The following is a 17,489-nucleotide window of genomic DNA, read 5'->3' as shown; positions in this document are numbered from 1 at the left end:
CACTCACCCCTTCACGCATACGACTTGGCGCAAGGTATGGACCACTTCAACCAGATCGCGCTGGGCCGCCATGACCGCATCAATGTCCTTGTAGGCCATCGGGATCTCGTCGATGACCGCCGCATCCTTCCGGCACTCGACATGGGCGGTCGCCCGCACCTGGTCCTCAACGGTAAACACCGCCTTCGCCTTGGTACGGCTCATCACCCGACCCGCACCGTGTGAACAACTGCAAAAGGCTTCCTCGTTCCCCAGGCCTCGCACGATGAAACTCTTTGCGCCCATCGACCCGGGAATAATCCCCATCTGCCCCTTCTGCGCAGAGACGGCGCCTTTACGGGTGAGAAGAATATCCTCCCCAAAGTAGGTGCCCCGCTCCACGTAGTTGTGGTGACAGTCGACGGCGATCAGCCGCGACTCAAAGGGCTTGGTGATGACCGACCGCACGGCGTCCAGCACTGCCAACATCATGACCGCGCGGTTCTGCTTGGCGAAATCCTGGGCCCACTCGACAGCCTCAACGTAGTCATCGAAGCTGGACGTTCCTTCCCGCAGGTAGGCCAGGTCCCGGTCAGGCAGGTTCACCATATGCTTGCGCATTTCCTCACGGGCCTTCTCGATGAAATAGCTACCGATCGCGTTGCCTACGCCGCGGGAACCGGTGTGCAACATCACCCATACATGGTCGGCTTCGTCCAGGCACACCTCGACGAAGTGGTTGCCTGTGCCCAGAGTCCCGAGGTGTTTGTGGTTGTTGGACTTTTCAAGGCTGGGGTGCTTTTGGGTAATGAGGTCGAAACGCCCCTCAAGCGCCGACCAGGCCTGGTCGACAATCGCCGGTGCGGTTTCCCAGGCCCCTTTGTCCCGGCCGCTACGCCCCGAGGTGCGCCCGTGCGGGACAGCCTTCTCGATTGCAGAGCGCAGGCCGAACAGATGATCGGGAAGGTCGCTGGCGCGCAGCGAGGTGCGGACCGCCGACATCCCGCAACCGAGGTCGACCCCGACGGCAGCGGGAATGACCGCACCCTTGGTGGGAATCACGCTCCCGATCGTCGAGCCCTTTCCCAAATGAACGTCGGGCATGACCGCCATGTGCTTGAACACGAACGGCATCTGCGCAGTGTTCATCAGTTGCTGCCTGGCCTCTGGCTCAACCGGGACACCCCGGGTCCACATCTTGATGGGCTTGCCGTTTTCGACTTCAAGCAGCTCGAAGGTTTGAGTGGTCATTGTTTTTTCGCTCCTGTGATTTCTGTTTGGGAGCTCTATAGCGAGCGGCATGCCAATTCTACGGTTGGCGGGTCATATTTTTACTATCCAATTGATATTAAATGACTTTAAGCGTAATGCCGTTAGTCCTCACAGGTCGGCACTGTTCACTGACAGGCCGAAAAACTATACTCAATTATCGTTCGCTATCTTTTGAGATATTCAGCAATGCAGGACAAAAAGACAGTCGCCATCGGGATTCTTGGGTCAAAGCTCGACCGCGTCGGCAAGGGGGAGCAGCGCTGGAACAAATGGCGCCCTACCCTTTCGCTGTGCCAGCAGCCCGACCTGGTGATCGATCGCCTGGAACTGATTCACGGCGAAGCGCGCTGGGACATCGATCTCGCTCTGAAAATAGCGGCTGATATCGCCCAAGTCTCGCCGGAGACCGAGGTTCGCCTGCATACCATGGCGATGCGAAACCCCTGGGACTTCGAAGAGGTCTACGCCGCACTGCATGACTTCGCGGCTGACTACCCGTTTGATACGGAGGATGAGGATTATCTCGTTCACATCACGACGGGCACCCATGTCCAGCAAATCGTCTGGTTCCTGCTGGCCGAGTCCCGGCACATCCCTGCCAGGCTGATCCAGACGCAGCCAACTGGCTTGCGGGATGCTGATGCGGGCCCGTCTGGCAAACACGTCATCACCGACCTCGATCTCCAGCGCTACGACCAGATCGCCAAGCGATTCCAAGCCGAGCGCCTGGAAGGCACCGAACTGCTCAAGTCCGGTATTGCGACCCGCAACGCGGCGTTCAACCGGACGATAGAACAGCTCGAACGGGTCGCCGTGCGATCCCGGGCACCGATCCTGATCAGCGGCCCTACCGGGGCAGGCAAGTCCTTTCTCGCGCGGCAGATCTACGAGCTGAAACGGGGTCGTCATCAGGTCGAAGGTCCGTTCGTCGAGGTGAACTGCGCCACGTTGCGCGGCGATACCGCCATGTCGACGTTGTTCGGACATACGAAAGGCGCCTTCACCGGCGCCCAACAGGCGCGCGACGGCTTGCTGCGCTCGGCCCACAAGGGCGTCCTGTTCCTCGACGAGATCGGAGAACTGCCGCTCGACGAGCAAGCGATGCTCCTGAAAGCGATCGAGGAAAAGAAGTTCTTGCCGATGGGCTCCGACAAGCAGGTCGAGTCTGACTTCACGCTGATCGCGGGCACCAATCGGGACCTGCACGCGCGCGTTGTTGAAGGTCTGTTCCGCGAAGACCTGCTGGCCAGGATCAACATCTGGACTTTTGTGCTACCCGGACTGGCCAATCGGAGCGAGGACATCGAGCCAAACATCGATTTCGAATTGCAGCGCCATGCCCGGGATAACGGCCATATGGTTCGCTTCAACACCGAAGCCCGGCGTCGATACCTGGCATTCGCCACCGCCAGGGATGCCGCCTGGCCAGGCAACTTCCGGCAACTCTCTGCGTCGATCACTCGCATGGCCACACTGGCCGACAGCGGCCGCATCGACATGACGCTGGTGGAGGACGAGCTGGAACGACTGCGCGCGGATTGGCGGATACCGACCGCCTTGGCCCCATTGTCCGAACACTTGGCAAAAGCCGGCCTTGAGATCGACCTGTTTGATCGCCTTCAACTGGAATCGGTCCTGAAGGTCTGCAGCACAGCGGCAAGCCAGGCGGATGCCGGTCGCAAACTCTTTTCACAGAGCCGATCAGCCAAGGCATCAAGCAACGATTCCGATCGAATTCGAAAGTATCTGGCGCGATTCAATATCACCTGGAGCCAAGTCCCTGGGCTACTGGCACATCGTCATGGGGGAAGTTGATACGTCACTCTTTTTTCGACGCCGCATGGATGCCTGGTGCCTTCAAAGGAAGGCCCTGATCGTAGCGCAACGTTTCAGGCTTAGATCCCTGCCCGCAATTCACGTGGCGACAGACCATAGTGTGAGCGAAAGCGCACCGCAAAACGTGAGGCCGAGGCGTAACCGCAGGCCGCGGCAATTTCTCCAATAGGGCGAGACGTTGTTTGCAGTCCTTGCAACGCCGTCGCCAGTCGAACGCTCTCCAGGATATTCCTGAAACTGTCTCCCTCATTCGCCAGCTGGCGACGCAACGTCGACTCACCCAGGTTCAGGCGTTGTGCAATGCCCGCGACCGTCCAGTCTTTCTCCGGGCTGCCCATCACGATCTGCTGCACACGTTCGCGAATTGGATCGTTGCGCCCCATCAGCAGAGGTCCGACCTGGCCACCAAGGCACAGACTCAGAAGAACCGCTTCCCCATAGAGAGCACGTAATGCCTCCGGGGAGTTCGCATGGATAGAGGCCAACAATTGATCCCACGCCTGTGTGGTATGCCTGTCCGGAGGGACGCATAGATCAGTCTTTAGTGCACCATGACGACTCGTGATCTGCTGGCTATACCGGGCGCTGAAGTTACGCAGTATCGAGACGGGAAAGGTTACCGCATCGGCAATGTAGTGACCGTGAAGTCCGGGAAAGTTCGAGAAACCCAGCTCGCGTCCGGCCGGCATCAGAATCAGATGTTGCGGCCCGGCGCGCATCTCCCGATCATCCCATTGCAACAGTTTTTCCCCTTGCCTCACTCGACACAAGGTGGTCACGAACACCGACACCCTTGGCAAGGTCAGCGGCTGTCGCGCCCGGATGACGCACGCATCGATAATGTTTTCCCGGTGCTGTATGCCGTCACAAGGGCGCATCGTTCTTAACGTCCGTAAGTTGGAGTAATGGTCGCTTTGGCAAGGGCGTTGGCATTGAGCATGTAGCCAACCAAGGCACCACTGGCCTCACTGTCGAGTGGTAGCTTATCTACTTTCAATGCCCATACGGTGAATTGATATCGATGGGGTTTATCTCCTACAGGTGGGCAAGCCCCACCAAATCCCGGCCGGCCATAATCGGTTCGCCCTTGTACTGCACCTGCAGGCAGGTTCGCTCCCACTCCTCTTGGCAAGCTATTGGTAGAAGTCGGCAGGTTAACCACCGTCCAATGCCACCAACCGCTACCGGTCGGTGCATCGGGATCATAGACCGTGATCGCATAGCTTCTGGTACCTGCGGGAGCGTTTGCCCAGGAAAGCTCAGGAGAAGTGTTGCCACCTTCGCAGCCGAAACCTTGGAATACCTCGCGCTTGGTCAGCGGGCGGTTGTCAGCAATATCCTGGCTGGTGAGCGAGAAGTCGGCGGCATATCCACTGAATGCTACTGCCATGGAAAGTGCAGGCAGGACTGATCTGATGTTCATCGCGGCTCCATCTGAGTTTTAGAATGAAGCTCGAGTCTAGGTTGAACAAAGCGTGGCTACTGTGCCGAAACGCTCGATAAGAGTGCCGAAATGCTCTTCTTCACCGGCACCAGTTTCGGTTATGCGACTTTCTGTTCTGCTCACTTTCTTGATGAGACATGACAATAGGACCTAGGATCGCAAAGGCAAGAACAGACATGAAGAGGAGAATCAGCCCCATGAGCCCGAACCTTGCCGATCTTTATAGCGACTACATCGCCTGCCTGAATGCACAGGACTGGGAAAACCTAGGCCATTTTGTGCACCCGGATGTGGTTCACAACGCAAGGCCATTAGGGTTGCACGGCTATCGAAGCATGCTGGAAGCAGATTATCGCGCTATCCCCGACTTGCGCTTTGCAATTGCACTCCTGGTGGTCGATCCACCCAAGTTGGCAGCTCGCCTGGCCTTCAATTGCACGCCGGCAGGGGAATTCCTGGGCCTTGCGGTGAATGGGGCACCCATCTCCTTCGCCGAAAATGTCTTCTACGCGTTCGAGGACGGCAGGATCCGCGAGGTCTGGTCGGTCATCGATAAGGGAGCGATCGAAGCTCAGCTCCGATCAGCGTAGCATCAGCTCTTCACCCAGGCCCTGGTGCAATCCCATCAGGCTCGCAGCAGTTCTGATGGTCGTGATCAGCCAGCGCTACTCGTCGACATTCTTCATATGAAAAATCGTGTACGGCAGGATCAGCGTATCGGCGACGAAACTGAACGGCAGGTCAATGACCGCAAACGGAGCCAGGGCACTCATGGCCCCAGCGTTGTCGTCCGTCGCGCCTTTGATGATCTCCATATCGACAGTAACGCCGCAGTAAGGATGGAGGCCGCACATGTGCCCATAGCTGGAGCTTTCGTTGACAGTCGCGCACCCTGTCAGCAGCGCCATGGTCAAAACCGTTAGCATCAACCGCATGATGTACCCTCACCCTGGAAGGGCGAGACTCTAGCACTGAAACCGGCCCACTCCTCCCTGTTGTTACGGAAGATTTTGCAGCCCAGGTTCCTGCGGCAGGTGAGACCTCCATGTTCCAGCGCCAGTACAGACAGCCGTGCCAATAGCCATTGCGCCCTTGGTCGAGAAGACGTCCGGAAGCTTGACCAGCCACTCGCCTTTTGCGCGGGCCTTCTGAGAAAATCCGCCGTGATGGGTCTGGCTCAGCCCCTAAGCTCCGAATCAAGGCATGCCTTACCCAACGCGAACTGAAACTTCTCTACCAGCAGATCAATCTCTGCAGCCTGGATTGTTAACGGCGGCAAGAACCGTACGACAGCCCCGTGGCGCCCACCCAGTTCAATAATGACGCCCTCTCGCAGGCATTGCTGTTGAATGGCCTTTGCCATCACGCCGTCGGCCGGTGCCACGCGCGCGCCTTGAGCTGCCGTCGAGACGACTTCGACACCCACCATCAGGCCACGTCCGCGAACCTGCCCGATGCACGGGTAATCACGCTGAATCTGCCGAAGCTGAGTCATCAAGCGCTCGCCCATGGCCTCGGCGTGGGACGCGAGGCCTTGTTCCTGGATATAGCGCAATGTTGCCGTACCCGCGGCCATGGCCATCTGGTTGCCGCGGAAAGTACCTGCGTGGGCCCCCGGTTTCCAGAGGTCCAAGGCTTCACGGTAAACCATGACCGACAACGGAAGACCACCGCCGATGGCTTTGGAGAGGACCAGGATGTCGGGTTCGATCCCGGCATGTTCAAACGCGAACATGCGTCCGGTACGGCCTAATCCGGTCTGGACTTCATCGATGATCAACGCGACACCATGCTGCTGGGTCAGCTTGCGCACCCCTTGAAGCCAGCGAGCCGGCGCTGGAATCACGCCGCCTTCCCCTTGTACCACCTCCACCACAACCGCAGCGGGTGGAAGGACTCCGGATTCGGGGTCCGTCAACAATTGCTCGATGTAACTCAGCCCTACATCGATACTCGCCTCGCCGCCAATATTGAATGGGCAGCGGTAGTCATAGGGATAGGGCAACACTTGCACGTCGGCCATCAGCGAGCCGGGCAATTGCTTGGGCCCCAGATTGCCCATCAGGCTCAATGCACCTTGGGTCATACCGTGATAACCACCGGAGAAGCAGAAGATGCCCTTGCGACCCGTCGCGATCTTCGCGAGCTTGAGGGCCGCTTCAATCCCGTCAGCCCCCGTCGGCCCACAGAATTGAATGCGTGCTTGCGCAGCGAACGCCGGCGGCAATGCCGCGAACAGGGCCTCGACAAACGCATCCTTGACGGGGGTGGTCAGGTCGAGTGTGTGTAAGGGCAAGCCGGAATCGAGCGTTGCTCGCATTGCATCGATGGTCACCGGATGGTTGTGACCGAGCGCCAGCGTTCCGGCCCCGGCCAGACAATCCATGAACACCTGGCCGCGCGTGTCGAGCACATAGAGTCCATGGGCTTCTTTAAGGGCCAACGGAATACGTCTTGGATAAGAGCGGGCATTGGATTCGCGAACGGCCTGGCGTTCAAGCAGGTCGTCCGGCTTGAACTCACGCGGTGGCTGCTGGCGGAAATGTTCGAGGGTAAAAATCGAGCCGGAGTCAGTCCAGCGGTGAAGACTTTCCATACGAATGTCCTTATAGGCGAGCGTTCAGCGCTGTGGGGTGGCTTGCAGGGCCATACGCAAACTGAGCGGACGCATGTCCGTCCATTGCTCCTCGATCCAGGCCAGGCATTGCGCCTTGTTGCCTTGCTGGCCGGCCGCACGCCAGCCCTCGGGTAGCGCCTTGTAATCCGGCCAGATCGAATACTGCTCCTCGTGATTGACCACCACGATAAAACCGCTTTCAGCATTGTCCCAACTCATTCCCAGTTCCTTGTATGAGGGTTATCCAGTGAAACCTGACGACTGCGAGAGCGGATGATTCTGGCAGCCAAAAAACAATAATGCGAATGTTAATAAATATTATTAACAACTGTCAGTAGTATCGGATAGTATTTCTCGCCTCAAGAAAACGCACTGCAAAGTGGCGTTTTGACACATGACCGAATAGAAGGAGCAAGCGCATGGGACGGGAAGTCGAGCACGCAACAGGGTTATCCGTGCGCCCACTTCTGGTGCACAAAACGTTGCCACTGCTGGTTGAACCGCTCGAGCGCACACGCCCGTGCCTGGGCGAGCTTCACGCGTTGGTTGAGGATCAATTGCACAAGGCCGGCGCCCTGCTTCTGCGCGGGTTCGACGTTCTCGGGGAACATGCCTTTCAAGATCTGGCTCGCGGTTTTGGCCATGAGTTACTCAATTACGAATTCGGCTCGACACCTCGTAAAGCGATCAAGCAAGGTGTCTACACTTCTACCGAATACCCCGCCCATCAAACCATCCCCCTGCACAATGAGCAGTCCTACACCCTGCAATGGCCTCTGAAGATCTGGTTCCATTGCGTCCAGCCCAGTGTCGAGGGTGGCGAAACACCTATTGCCGACAGTCGTCGCATCTTCCAGCAGCTCGATCCCGCCTTACGCCAGCGCTTCAGTGATAAACGCCTGATGTACGTGCGCAATTATGGCAACGGCCTGGACTTGTCCTGGGAGCAGGCCTTCAACACTGAGGACCCTGCGGTGGCCGAGGCCTACTGCCGGGCCAATCGCATTGCATTCGAATGGAAAGACGATGGCGAACTGCGCACCCGCCAGATATGCCAGGCCGTTGCCCGTCATCCGAAAACCCAGGCGTGGGTCTGGTTCAACCAGGCGCACTTGTTCCACGTCTCCAATCTTGCGCCGGCGATTCGTGAAAGCCTCATGGCGGTTGTCGATGATGACCCGCTCGATCTGCCCCGCAATGTCTATTACGGCGACGGTACTGAGCTGGAAGAAAGTGCACTGGAGGAAATTCGTGGGGTGTTGGCCGAAAACAGCGTTTATTTCCCTTGGGAAAAAGGCGACGTCCTGATGCTCGACAACATGCTGGTCGCCCATGGGCGCGCCAGCTTCAAAGGGCCCCGACAAGTGATCGTCGCCATGGCCGAACCTGCCCAGGAGCAAAACTGACATGACGTCCACCCCCTTACACCTGGCCAGTCCCGGTCAGCAGGCTCTATGGCAGTTTCACCAACTCAACCCGGCCAGTCATGCCTACAACATGGTTGCCGCTCGCGAGCTGCGGGCGGACCTGGACGCCGCAACACTGTGCGCGGCCTTCACACGCGTCGTCGAACACTGCGAAACGTTGCATTGCGGCTATCGGGAAGTGGATGGGCAACTGTGGATGTTGCGTCCCGAACAGATCCGGGTCAGTGCAACCTGGGAGCACCTCGACGACCTCGATGCGGCAGGGGTCAAGGCGTGGATCGAGCATCATGCCGACCAGCCGTTCGACCTCGCATCGGCAAACATCTGTCGCTTGCGGCTGCTGCGCAATCAAGGTCGACTTTATTTATGCATGGCGGCGCACCACATCAGCGGCGACTTCCTGAGCGTTGAATGGATGCTCAAGCTGACCTTCGCCGCCTACCATGCCCAAGTCACTGGCGAACCGCTGGTCTTGCCAGAACCAGGCCTGTATTTCGAATGGTTGAACGATCACCGTGAGTTGCTGGAAGACAGCAAGCTCGCGTCCTTGGCCAGTTACTGGCAGGCGCAACTCAGCGGGTTCCCTGCAGCCCTGGAGTTGACACCGGACCGCCCTCGCCCGCGCACCCCAGACTACGAAGGCGACGAATTCGAATTACTGCTCAGTAAGTCCCAGAGCAGCCATCTGCGAACAATGGCCGATACTCACAATGTCAGCCTGTTTGTGTTACTGGCCGGGCTGTTTCAGGTGTTCATGCATCGCTGCAGCGATCAGGACGACTTCCTGATCGGTACGCCGACCATGGACCGGCACAAAGCCAAATACAAAAACCTGATGGGCTTTACGCTCAACAGCCTGCCGCTACGCGCCCGTTTCGAGCACAACCCGACCCTGACCGATTGTTTGCGCGACATCGCGCAGCAAATGCGTGAAGGCTTGCGTCATCGCCGTTATCCAGCGGTGCGTATGCAGGAAGACGTCGGCAACGGCCCGTTGTTTCGCTGCATGCTGACGTACATGCCCAGCCGTCGCGACGAGCAGTTCGGCGAATACAGCGTGCAAGAGCATCTGTTCACCCAACGCGGCGCGGCCAATGACCTCAATCTGCGCTGGCAGGACGACGGTGTCCAATTGCTGGCGCAATGGCGCTATCGCACCGATCTGTTCGACGTGCAGCGTATCACCCGTCTGGCCGAAGATTTCGTCTGGTTTGCCGGCGAGGCTCAGCAGATGCCCGAGGCGCGGGTCAGCGACCTGCCGGCCTGTCCGCCCTCAACAGCATCGCGCTGTCTGGGGTTGAACAGCCAGCCTGCCTTTGCAACCGCTGTCGAAGCGTTCGAACACCAGGTTCGCACGCATTGTGATCGAACCGCCCTGAGCGATGCCAACGGCTCGCTCACTTACGCCCAGCTCGACCAAGCGGCCGAAGCATTGGCACAACAGCTGCGTAGCGCCGGAACAGGCCCAGGCCAAATCGTCGCCTTGGTCCTGCCCCGGGGCCGCACACTGATGACGGCCATGCTGGCCAGCTGGAAACTGGGCGCGGCGTATCTGTGTCTGGACCCGGCATTGCCTGAGTCACGACGTCAGCAGTTGCTCGATAACAGCGCTGCCAGCGTACTGATCGGCCCCGATCAAACCGTGCGCTGCCTGGCCCAAGGCACAGGCGTCGCACCCATGAATGCCGCGCCTGCCCACCCTCAACAACTGGCCTACCTGATTTACACCTCAGGCTCCACAGGCACGCCAAAAGCCGTGCGCGTGACCCAGGGCAACCTGATTCACTACGTCGACGGGGTGATGCAAAGTCTGGCACTGAGCGAAGACGCCAGCCTGACAGCCTTGGCCAGCGTGGCCGCGGACCTGGGCTACACCGCCTGGTTTGGCGCGCTGTTGACCGGACGAACCCTGCGCCTGATCGATGAGCAACTGGCCGCTGACCCCGAAGAGTTGGCGCAAAGCCTGGCCGCCGCGCCAGTTGATTGCCTGAAGATCGTACCTTCGCACCTCAACGCCCTGCTCGCGGTCGCCGACCCACAGCGCCTGCTACCGCGCCAATGCCTGGTGCTGGGCGGCGAAGGCCTGGACCTGACGCTGGTAAAGCGCCTCCAAGCGTTGTCGCCGGGCTGCCGGATCGTCAACCACTACGGCCCCACGGAAACCACCGTCGGTTGCCTGACCCAACCAGTGAACGAGTCCGACGATACCTTTTCAGGTTTTGCGCCGATTGGCGCGCCACTGGCCAATGTCAACGTTCACGTGCTCGATCGCTACCTGGACCCGATGCCACTGGGCTGCGCCGGCGAGCTCTATATCGGTGGCGCGGGTGTTGCCGATGGTTACCTGGGGCAACCCGGTCTCACCGCCGAGCGGTTCATCCCCAATCCGCTCAGTGGTTCGGGTCAACGCCTTTATCGCACCGGTGACCGCGCGCGACTGCTGCCTTCAGGCGTCGTAGAGTTCCTTGGACGTATTGATGATCAAGTGAAGATCCGTGGCTTTCGCGTTGAGCCAGGGGAAATCGAAGCATGCCTCAGGGCCTGTGATGGCGTGCGCGAGGCGGTCGTGGTGGCCCGGACATTGGGCGACAACGATGCCACAAAACTGATCGCCTACTTGGTGCCGGACACCGGGATGGATCGCGAACAGTTGCGCCGGCAACTGGTGGCGCAATTGCCTGAGCCGATGTTACCGAGCCTGTATGTCGAACTGGCCGAACTGCCACGCCTGGCAAACGGTAAAGTCGATCGACACAACCTGCCCACCCCGGAGCAGAGTCAGCGACAAAACACCCTGGACATCGGCCCCCGCGATCCGGTCGAGGCGTTGTTGATGGAACTGTGGTGCGCCCTGCTCGGCAAGTCCTCGCTGTCGATCCACGATGACTTCTTCGCCTTGGGCGGCGACTCGATCCTGGCCCTGCAATTGATCGCTGGCGCGCGCAAGGCACAACTCAAGTTCACCCCCAGACATTTCTTCGCGCACCCCACCATTGCCCAACTGGCTGCCACGCTGGATTCACCCCTCAAGCAGTTGGAAGCGCAATTAACTGCCCTGTGGCGTGACGTCCTGCAATGCACCGACCTTGGCCGCGAGGATGATTTCTTCGCCGTTGGCGGGGACTCGATCATTGCCCTGCAGTTGATTGCAAAGGCACGCAAGCAAGGCCTGCGATTCAGTCCAAAAGAGCTTTTCGCCCACCCGCGCATCGAAGCGCTGGCCAGCCTGCTCAGTCGCCGCGAACCGGCGGTGGCACCTGCGGCGCCTCAAGCACCGGCAAATCCACCGGCGGTTTTCTCCCTTAGCTCTATCGAACGCGAGGCGCTCGACGCCCTGGCCGGTACCGAACTGGAGGATGCCTATCCGCTTTCGCCGCTGCAAAAAGGGCTGTTGTTCCACAGCCTGCTGGAGGGCGGCAATGGCGTTTATGTCAACCAGCTGCAAGCCGAATTGCAAGGCCCGCTGGAGCCTGCGCGATATCTGGCCGCGTGGCGCGATACCTTCGCCGCGCATCCATTGATGCGCACCGGGATCCTCTGGCAGGGCCTGGAGGAACCCCTGCAAGGGATCTATCGCGACCTGCACTTGCCGGTACAACTACTGGACTGGAGCACACTCGATGAGACCCAACGCCAGCAAGCCATGGCCGATTACTGCCAGGCTGACCGTGCGCTGGGTTTCGATCCGCAGCGCCCGCCCTTGCAACGCATCGCGCTGATCCACCTCGACGAGCAACGTACATGGCTGGTCTGGAGCCGCCATCACCTGATCGCCGATGGCTGGAGTTCGGTGATGTTGATGGAAGAGATACTTGCCCGTTACAACGGCATTGCGGTCAACACCCGGCCACCCTACCGCGACTATATCGACTGGCTCGCTGCGCAACCGCAAGCCCAGAGCCAGAACTACTGGCAGCAGCGCCTGGCAAGCTTCGAAGGCGCAGGGTCCCTGCCCGTCCTGAACGCTACGGAAAGCGCGGCAACGGCGGTTTACTACACCCGCAATCTGCAACTGAGCGAAGCGCAAACCACAGCGTTGAACAACCTCGGGAAAAACACCCGAGTCACCCTCAACACGCTGGTACAGGCAGCCTGGGGTTTGCTGCTGGCGCGTTATAACAACCAGCCTGACGTCATGTTCGGTGTCACCAGCAGCGGGCGGCCGGGTGACCTGCCAGATGCCGGGCAGATGCTCGGCGTCTTCATCAACACACTGCCGTTGCGTTTGCAGGTTGACTCCGGGTTGACCTTGGGCGACTACCTGCATCAGGTCCAGGCAATCAGCGTCGCAATGCGCGAACATGAGCAAACGCCGCTGGCCGAAATCCTCCAGCAGCACTCACGAGGCGCCGGACTGTTCGACACGCTGCTGGTATTCCAGAATCTGCCGGCCCTCAGTGAGCGGCAACTGCAATCCGGTGAACTGACGCTCAAGGTCATGGATAACCTTGAGCAGACCAGCTACGGCCTTACGGTCGAAGCCCTGCCCGGACGCCGCCTGGAGGTGCTTTTCAGCGCCGACAACCGACGCATGCCGGTCGAATCGCTACAGACACTGATCGATCATTTGCACCGGCTCCTGATCGCCATGGATACCGCGCCCGACACCCGTCTCGAACAGCTGTCGATCATGACCGCCGACGAACGCGCGCACCTGCTTGACTGGGGAACCCATCGGGCCGATTACAGCCTCGAAGACAGTTGGGAGCAACGGGTGGCCGCCCAGGTGGCCGCCCACCCTCAGCGATTGGTCGCACGTTGTGCCGATCAGTCCCTGACGTATGCCCAACTCTGGCAACGCTCGGAAGTCATGGCCCGTGGTCTCCAGGCATTGGGTGCGCAACCCGACCAGCCGATCGCCTTGCTCGCCGACCGGGGCATCGACTGGTTATGCCTGATGGTCGCGACCTTGCGCGCAGGCTGTGCCTGGCTGGCGCTGGAACCCTCTCAACCCCCGGCGCGCTGGCAACAGGTGCTGGCGCGGCTTGAGCAGCCGATGGTGATCTGCACACCCGAGTACGCAGAGCGCCTGGCTTCGGTCTATCAGGGCAAACACGCCCTGCCGCACGACCTGGTGGAAATGAGTACCGTTGGACGTCTGCCGCAACAACCGGCACGTCAGGATCAACTGGCCTACGTGCTGTTCACCTCCGGCTCCACCGGTCAGCCCAAGGGCGTGATGGTCACTCGCGCCGGCATGCTCAACAATATGTTGGCCAAGCTGGAACCGCTGGGTCTGAACCAGAACGATGTGATCGCCCAGACCGCACCGGCCTGTTTTGATATTTCTGTCTGGCAAGCCCTCACCGCACCGCTGTTCGGCGCTTGCGTGGAGATCATCAGTGACAGCGTCGTACGTGATCCCCAGGCACTGCTCCAGGTCCTGCGCACGCGCCACGTCAGCCTGTTTGAGCCGGTACCGGCGTTGTTACAGGCGATGCTGGAAAGCCAGGCCGACCAGCCGGTGTCATTGCCGGATCTGCGCTGGGTGCTGCCCACCGGTGAAGCGCTGCCGGTGGCAACCACCCAGCAATGGTTCAGCCATTACCCACACATTCCATTGATGAACGCCTATGGTCCAGCCGAGTGTTCGGATGACGTGGCCTTCCAGCCATTGCGCAATGCGCCCGATCAGGGCACCAGTGTGGCGATCGGCCGGCCCACCGCCAATGCCGAACTGTACGTTCTGGGCCACGACCTTCAACCGCTGCCCAAAGGCGTGGTCGGCGAACTGGCCATCGGCGGCATCGGCGTCAGTCGCGGCTATTTGGCGGACCCCTCGCGCACCGCCGCCAGCTTCATTCCCAACCCGTTCGGCAAGGCAGGCAGTCGTCTTTACCTGAGCGGCGATCTGGCGCGCTGGGGTGACGACGGCGTGTTGCAGTATTTCGGACGCAAGGATTTCCAGCTCAAACTGCGAGGCTTCCGCATCGAACCGGGAGAAATCGAAGCGCATCTGGAGCGTCACCCAGACATCCTTCGCGCCATGGTGAGCCTGCAACGATTGGGCAGCAGCGAGATGCTGGTGGGCTATTGGCAGGGTCGTCACGGGCACGCACTCACTGATGCCGCGCTGGCCCAGTTCGTCCGCGACGGTTTACCCGCTTACATGGTGCCCTCCCTGTGGGTGCAGATGGACAGCTGGCCACAGAACGCCAACGGCAAAATCGATCGCAAGGCCCTGCCGCCCCCCACACTGGACAGCATCGAGGTCGATCCCCCGAGCAGCGCCAACGAACACTTGCTGGCCGAACTATGGGCGGCGCTGCTGCCGCCCCAGACACTGGGACGCAACAGTCATTTCTTTGAAGCCGGTGGGCACTCACTCCTGGCTACCCGCCTGATCGCCCGCATTCGCCAACGTTGTGGCCTGGAGCTGGCGCTGCGCAGTGTTTTCGACGCGCCGTTGCTGTGGCAACAGGCGCAGTGCCTGGACGTCCTGTCGGCACAACCGGTCAACGCCGCCGCCAGCGCGCCAGTGTTGCGCCCCGTCGAGCGCCAGATGCACATGCCTCTGTCCCTGAGCCAACATCGTCTGTGGATGATCGATCGCCTGCACGGGCCATCAGCGGCCTACAACATGGCCGCCACCCTCAGCCTGCAAGGTGCGCTGGACATGAACGTCCTGCGCGCTACTTTCAATGCCCTGCTAAATCGTCATGAGGTCCTGCGGACGGCCTATTCGGACATCGACGGCGAACCGGTGTCCTTGATCGCGACGCACCTTGGAATGGACGTGCCACTGCGCGATGTCTCGCATCTCGATGCCGGGCAGCGCCCGGCCGTGGCCGATCAGGAAAGCCTGGACAATCTGCGACGCCCCTTCGACCTGGCACAGGCGCCCTTAATCCGCGCGCGGGTACTCAAGCTCGACGAGCATCAGCACCTGTTGTTCCTGGGCTTGCATCATATGGTCGCTGACGGCTGGTCGGTCGGCGTACTGATCAATGAGCTCAGTCATGTCTATACCGCGCTCCAGGCCGGCAAAGCCCCGCAACTGGCTTCATTGCCGGTGCAATACGCAGACTATGCGCACTGGCAGCGTGAGTGCCTGCAAGGTCCAAGCCTCGATAACGAAGTGACCTTCTGGCAGGAACAGCTACGCGGTGCACCACACGTACTCGCGCTACCCACAGATTGGCCGCGCCCGGCCCAGGCCGATGCACGGGGCGCAGCCAAAGCCCTGGAAATACCCGCGCCACTGCTGGCACGCCTCGATGCACTGGCCCTGGCTGAAGGGGTCACCCTGTATATGGTCCTGCTCAGCACCTTCGAATTGCTGCTGCATCACTTGACTGGCAACGATGAGCTGTTACTGGGCACTGACGTCGCCGGTCGCGACGACGCCAGCCTTGAAGGTTTGATCGGCTTCTTCGTCAACGTCCTGCCGCTGCGCTCGCGTCGAATGAGCAACGAGCGCTTCAGCGATTTCCTGGGCCGTACCCGCGACACCTGCCTGCAAGCCTTCGAGCATCAGGCGCTGCCGTTCGATCGTATTGTCGAAGCTTTGCAAGTGCCCCGCGAACGCAGCCGCAACCCCTTGGTGCAAGCCCTGTTCGTCCTGCAGAACACGCCCCAGGCTGAATTTTCCATCCCCGGTCTGGAAGTGCACCAGCAACCCCCGGCGGAACGCACCAGCAAGTTCGACATGGCGCTGTTCCTTGAGCGCCAGGGCGATGTCATGCGCGGCGACTGGGTCTACGCCCGCGCACTGTTCAAGGGCGAACGTATCGAGACCTTGATCCGTGCCTGGCTGAGTCTGCTGCAACAAGTCGTCGAGCAGCCCCTTGCCCCCCTCACTCATTTCACCATTACATTGCCCTCTGTGGAGTCATCTGCCTTGGCTAATTCGCCCTCGCCATCGAGCAAACTCGACAAGTTGAAAAAGATGCCGGCCCGCGCCACAACGCCCAAGCCGCTGATCCGGACCGCCGCGCTGCTGCCGGGACGGGAATTCCCCTTGATGATCGAACCCTGTGTGCCGGACCTGGATCCGGTGGGATGGGCGCAAAGCTCCCGGGACCTGATCGATACGCTGCTGTGCCAGCACGCCGGCCTGCTGTTTCGCGGCTTTGCCCTGGACGACGCCAAGGCCTTCGAAGCCTTCGCCGAGGCCATCCATCCCGGTCTGTTCGGTGGCTATGGCGACCTGCCGAAGAAGGAAGGTGGACGTAATATCTACCGTTCCACGCCTTATCCCGAGCGGGAGATGATCCTGTTCCACAACGAGAGCTCGCACCTGCCCCGCTCTCCACGCAAACAATGGTTCTTCTGTGAACAACCTTCGCCTGTGGGTGGTGCGACGCCCATCGTTGACTGTCGCGAATTGTTCCGTCGCTTGCCGACAGCCCTGGCCGAAAGGTTCGAAAGCAAAGGGTTGCTTTATGTGCGTACGTTCACCGAGCGCCTTGATGTCAACTGGCGGGAATTCTTCAAGACCGAAGATCGCGACGAGGTTGAGGCCCAGTGCCGGTCCAGCGGTACCGAGTTCCACTGGCTGGCCAATGATGAGCTGCAAACCCGCACCCGTTGCCCGGCGGTGATCCACCACCCGCTGAGTGGCGAGCGCAGCTTCTTCAATCAGATTCAACTGCACCACACCTTTTGCCTGGACCCTCAGGTACGCGAAGACTTGCTGCGAATGGTCGGTCAGGAACGTATGCCGCGCCAGGTGTATTTCGGTGATGGCAGCCCCATCGACCACGAAACGATGTCGCTGATAGGTCGGCTCTACGAAGAATGCGCGGTGCGTTTCGACTGGCAACAGGGCGATGTGATCATGCTCGATAACTTGCTGGCCGCTCACGCCCGTGACCCCTTTGAGGGGCCGCGAAAAATTGTCGTCGCCATGGGGGATCTGCATGAGCCGGCTCGCCTGGCCAATTACAACAACGCAATGGAACTGCAGGATTGA

10 protein-coding genes are annotated in these 17,489 nt (G+C 60.1%); 4 read left to right on the top strand and 6 right to left on the bottom strand.

Annotated elements, in window-relative coordinates; genetic code table 11:
- Positions 1–3: 3 nt before the first annotated feature.
- A complete protein-coding gene (locus LOY35_RS12160) occupies positions 4–1,230 on the bottom strand; it encodes an RtcB family protein (RefSeq protein ID WP_258632776.1) in 1,227 nt (408 codons plus the stop codon).
- Positions 1,231–1,437: 207 nt separating this feature from the next.
- On the opposite strand from LOY35_RS12160, the gene rtcR reads away from it, so the two are divergent.
- Positions 1,438–3,066, top strand: a complete 1,629-nt coding sequence (rtcR, locus tag LOY35_RS12155; protein ID WP_258632774.1) for an RNA repair transcriptional activator RtcR — start codon at positions 1,438–1,440, stop codon at positions 3,064–3,066.
- 80 nt (positions 3,067–3,146) lie between these two features.
- Here the strand turns inward: rtcR and LOY35_RS12150 are convergent, their stop codons facing one another.
- Together LOY35_RS12150 and LOY35_RS12145 are read right to left on the bottom strand one after the other, a co-directional pair.
- Positions 3,147–3,965, bottom strand: coding sequence for a helix-turn-helix transcriptional regulator (locus LOY35_RS12150; RefSeq protein WP_258632773.1), 819 nt, complete (start codon positions 3,963–3,965; stop codon positions 3,147–3,149).
- A 5-nt stretch (positions 3,966–3,970) separates the two neighbouring features.
- Positions 3,971–4,510, bottom strand: a complete 540-nt coding sequence (locus LOY35_RS12145) for a kinase inhibitor (protein WP_258632771.1) — start codon at positions 4,508–4,510, stop codon at positions 3,971–3,973.
- 218 nt (positions 4,511–4,728) lie between these two features.
- Here LOY35_RS12145 and LOY35_RS12140 point away from each other — a divergent pair, with 218 nt between their 5' ends.
- The gene (locus LOY35_RS12140) at positions 4,729–5,121 is read left to right on the top strand and encodes an ester cyclase (protein WP_258632770.1); all 393 of its coding nucleotides are present in this window, start codon (positions 4,729–4,731) and stop codon (positions 5,119–5,121) included.
- A gap of 75 nt (positions 5,122–5,196) precedes the next feature.
- Here LOY35_RS12140 and LOY35_RS12135 read toward each other — a convergent pair whose 3' ends face one another.
- The 3 genes from LOY35_RS12135 to LOY35_RS12125 form a co-directional block, all read right to left on the bottom strand.
- Positions 5,197–5,439: a YceK/YidQ family lipoprotein gene (locus tag LOY35_RS12135; RefSeq protein ID WP_258632768.1), complete on the bottom strand. Its 243-nt coding sequence runs from the start codon at positions 5,437–5,439 to the stop codon at positions 5,197–5,199.
- 269 nt (positions 5,440–5,708) lie between these two features.
- Positions 5,709–7,127, bottom strand: coding sequence for a diaminobutyrate--2-oxoglutarate transaminase (locus LOY35_RS12130; protein ID WP_258632766.1), 1,419 nt, complete (start codon positions 7,125–7,127; stop codon positions 5,709–5,711).
- Positions 7,128–7,151: 24 nt separating this feature from the next.
- The gene (locus LOY35_RS12125) at positions 7,152–7,367 is read right to left on the bottom strand and encodes an MbtH family NRPS accessory protein (protein ID WP_007895672.1); all 216 of its coding nucleotides are present in this window, start codon (positions 7,365–7,367) and stop codon (positions 7,152–7,154) included.
- A 200-nt stretch (positions 7,368–7,567) separates the two neighbouring features.
- On the opposite strand from LOY35_RS12125, the gene LOY35_RS12120 reads away from it, so the two are divergent.
- Together LOY35_RS12120 and LOY35_RS12115 are read left to right on the top strand one after the other, a co-directional pair.
- Positions 7,568–8,554, top strand: a complete 987-nt coding sequence (locus tag LOY35_RS12120) for a TauD/TfdA family dioxygenase (RefSeq protein ID WP_258632763.1) — start codon at positions 7,568–7,570, stop codon at positions 8,552–8,554.
- A gap of 1 nt (position 8,555) precedes the next feature.
- Positions 8,556–17,489 (top strand): non-ribosomal peptide synthetase, encoded by an 8,934-nt coding sequence (locus LOY35_RS12115; RefSeq protein WP_258632761.1) that lies wholly within the window; start codon positions 8,556–8,558, stop codon positions 17,487–17,489.

The sequence above is a fragment of the Pseudomonas sp. B21-028 genome (assembly GCF_024749045.1).
Lineage (GTDB): Bacteria > Pseudomonadota > Gammaproteobacteria > Pseudomonadales > Pseudomonadaceae > Aquipseudomonas.
The sequence above is the reverse complement of the archived record's forward strand: the minus strand, read 5'-3'. Positions and strand labels throughout refer to the sequence as shown.

Coding starts and splice junctions, on each gene's coding strand:
- LOY35_RS12160 (WP_258632776.1), bottom strand. CDS start 1,230: ATGACCACTCAAACCTTCGAGCTGCTTGAAGTCGAAAACGGCAAGCCC.
- LOY35_RS12120 (WP_258632763.1), top strand. CDS start 7,568: ATGGGACGGGAAGTCGAGCACGCAACAGGGTTATCCGTGCGCCCACTT.
- LOY35_RS12150 (WP_258632773.1), bottom strand. CDS start 3,965: ATGCGCCCTTGTGACGGCATACAGCACCGGGAAAACATTATCGATGCG.
- rtcR (WP_258632774.1), top strand. CDS start 1,438: ATGCAGGACAAAAAGACAGTCGCCATCGGGATTCTTGGGTCAAAGCTC.
- LOY35_RS12145 (WP_258632771.1), bottom strand. CDS start 4,510: ATGAACATCAGATCAGTCCTGCCTGCACTTTCCATGGCAGTAGCATTC.
- LOY35_RS12115 (WP_258632761.1), top strand. CDS start 8,556: ATGACGTCCACCCCCTTACACCTGGCCAGTCCCGGTCAGCAGGCTCTA.
- LOY35_RS12125 (WP_007895672.1), bottom strand. CDS start 7,367: ATGAGTTGGGACAATGCTGAAAGCGGTTTTATCGTGGTGGTCAATCAC.
- LOY35_RS12140 (WP_258632770.1), top strand. CDS start 4,729: ATGAGCCCGAACCTTGCCGATCTTTATAGCGACTACATCGCCTGCCTG.
- LOY35_RS12130 (WP_258632766.1), bottom strand. CDS start 7,127: ATGGAAAGTCTTCACCGCTGGACTGACTCCGGCTCGATTTTTACCCTC.
- LOY35_RS12135 (WP_258632768.1), bottom strand. CDS start 5,439: ATGGCGCTGCTGACAGGGTGCGCGACTGTCAACGAAAGCTCCAGCTAT.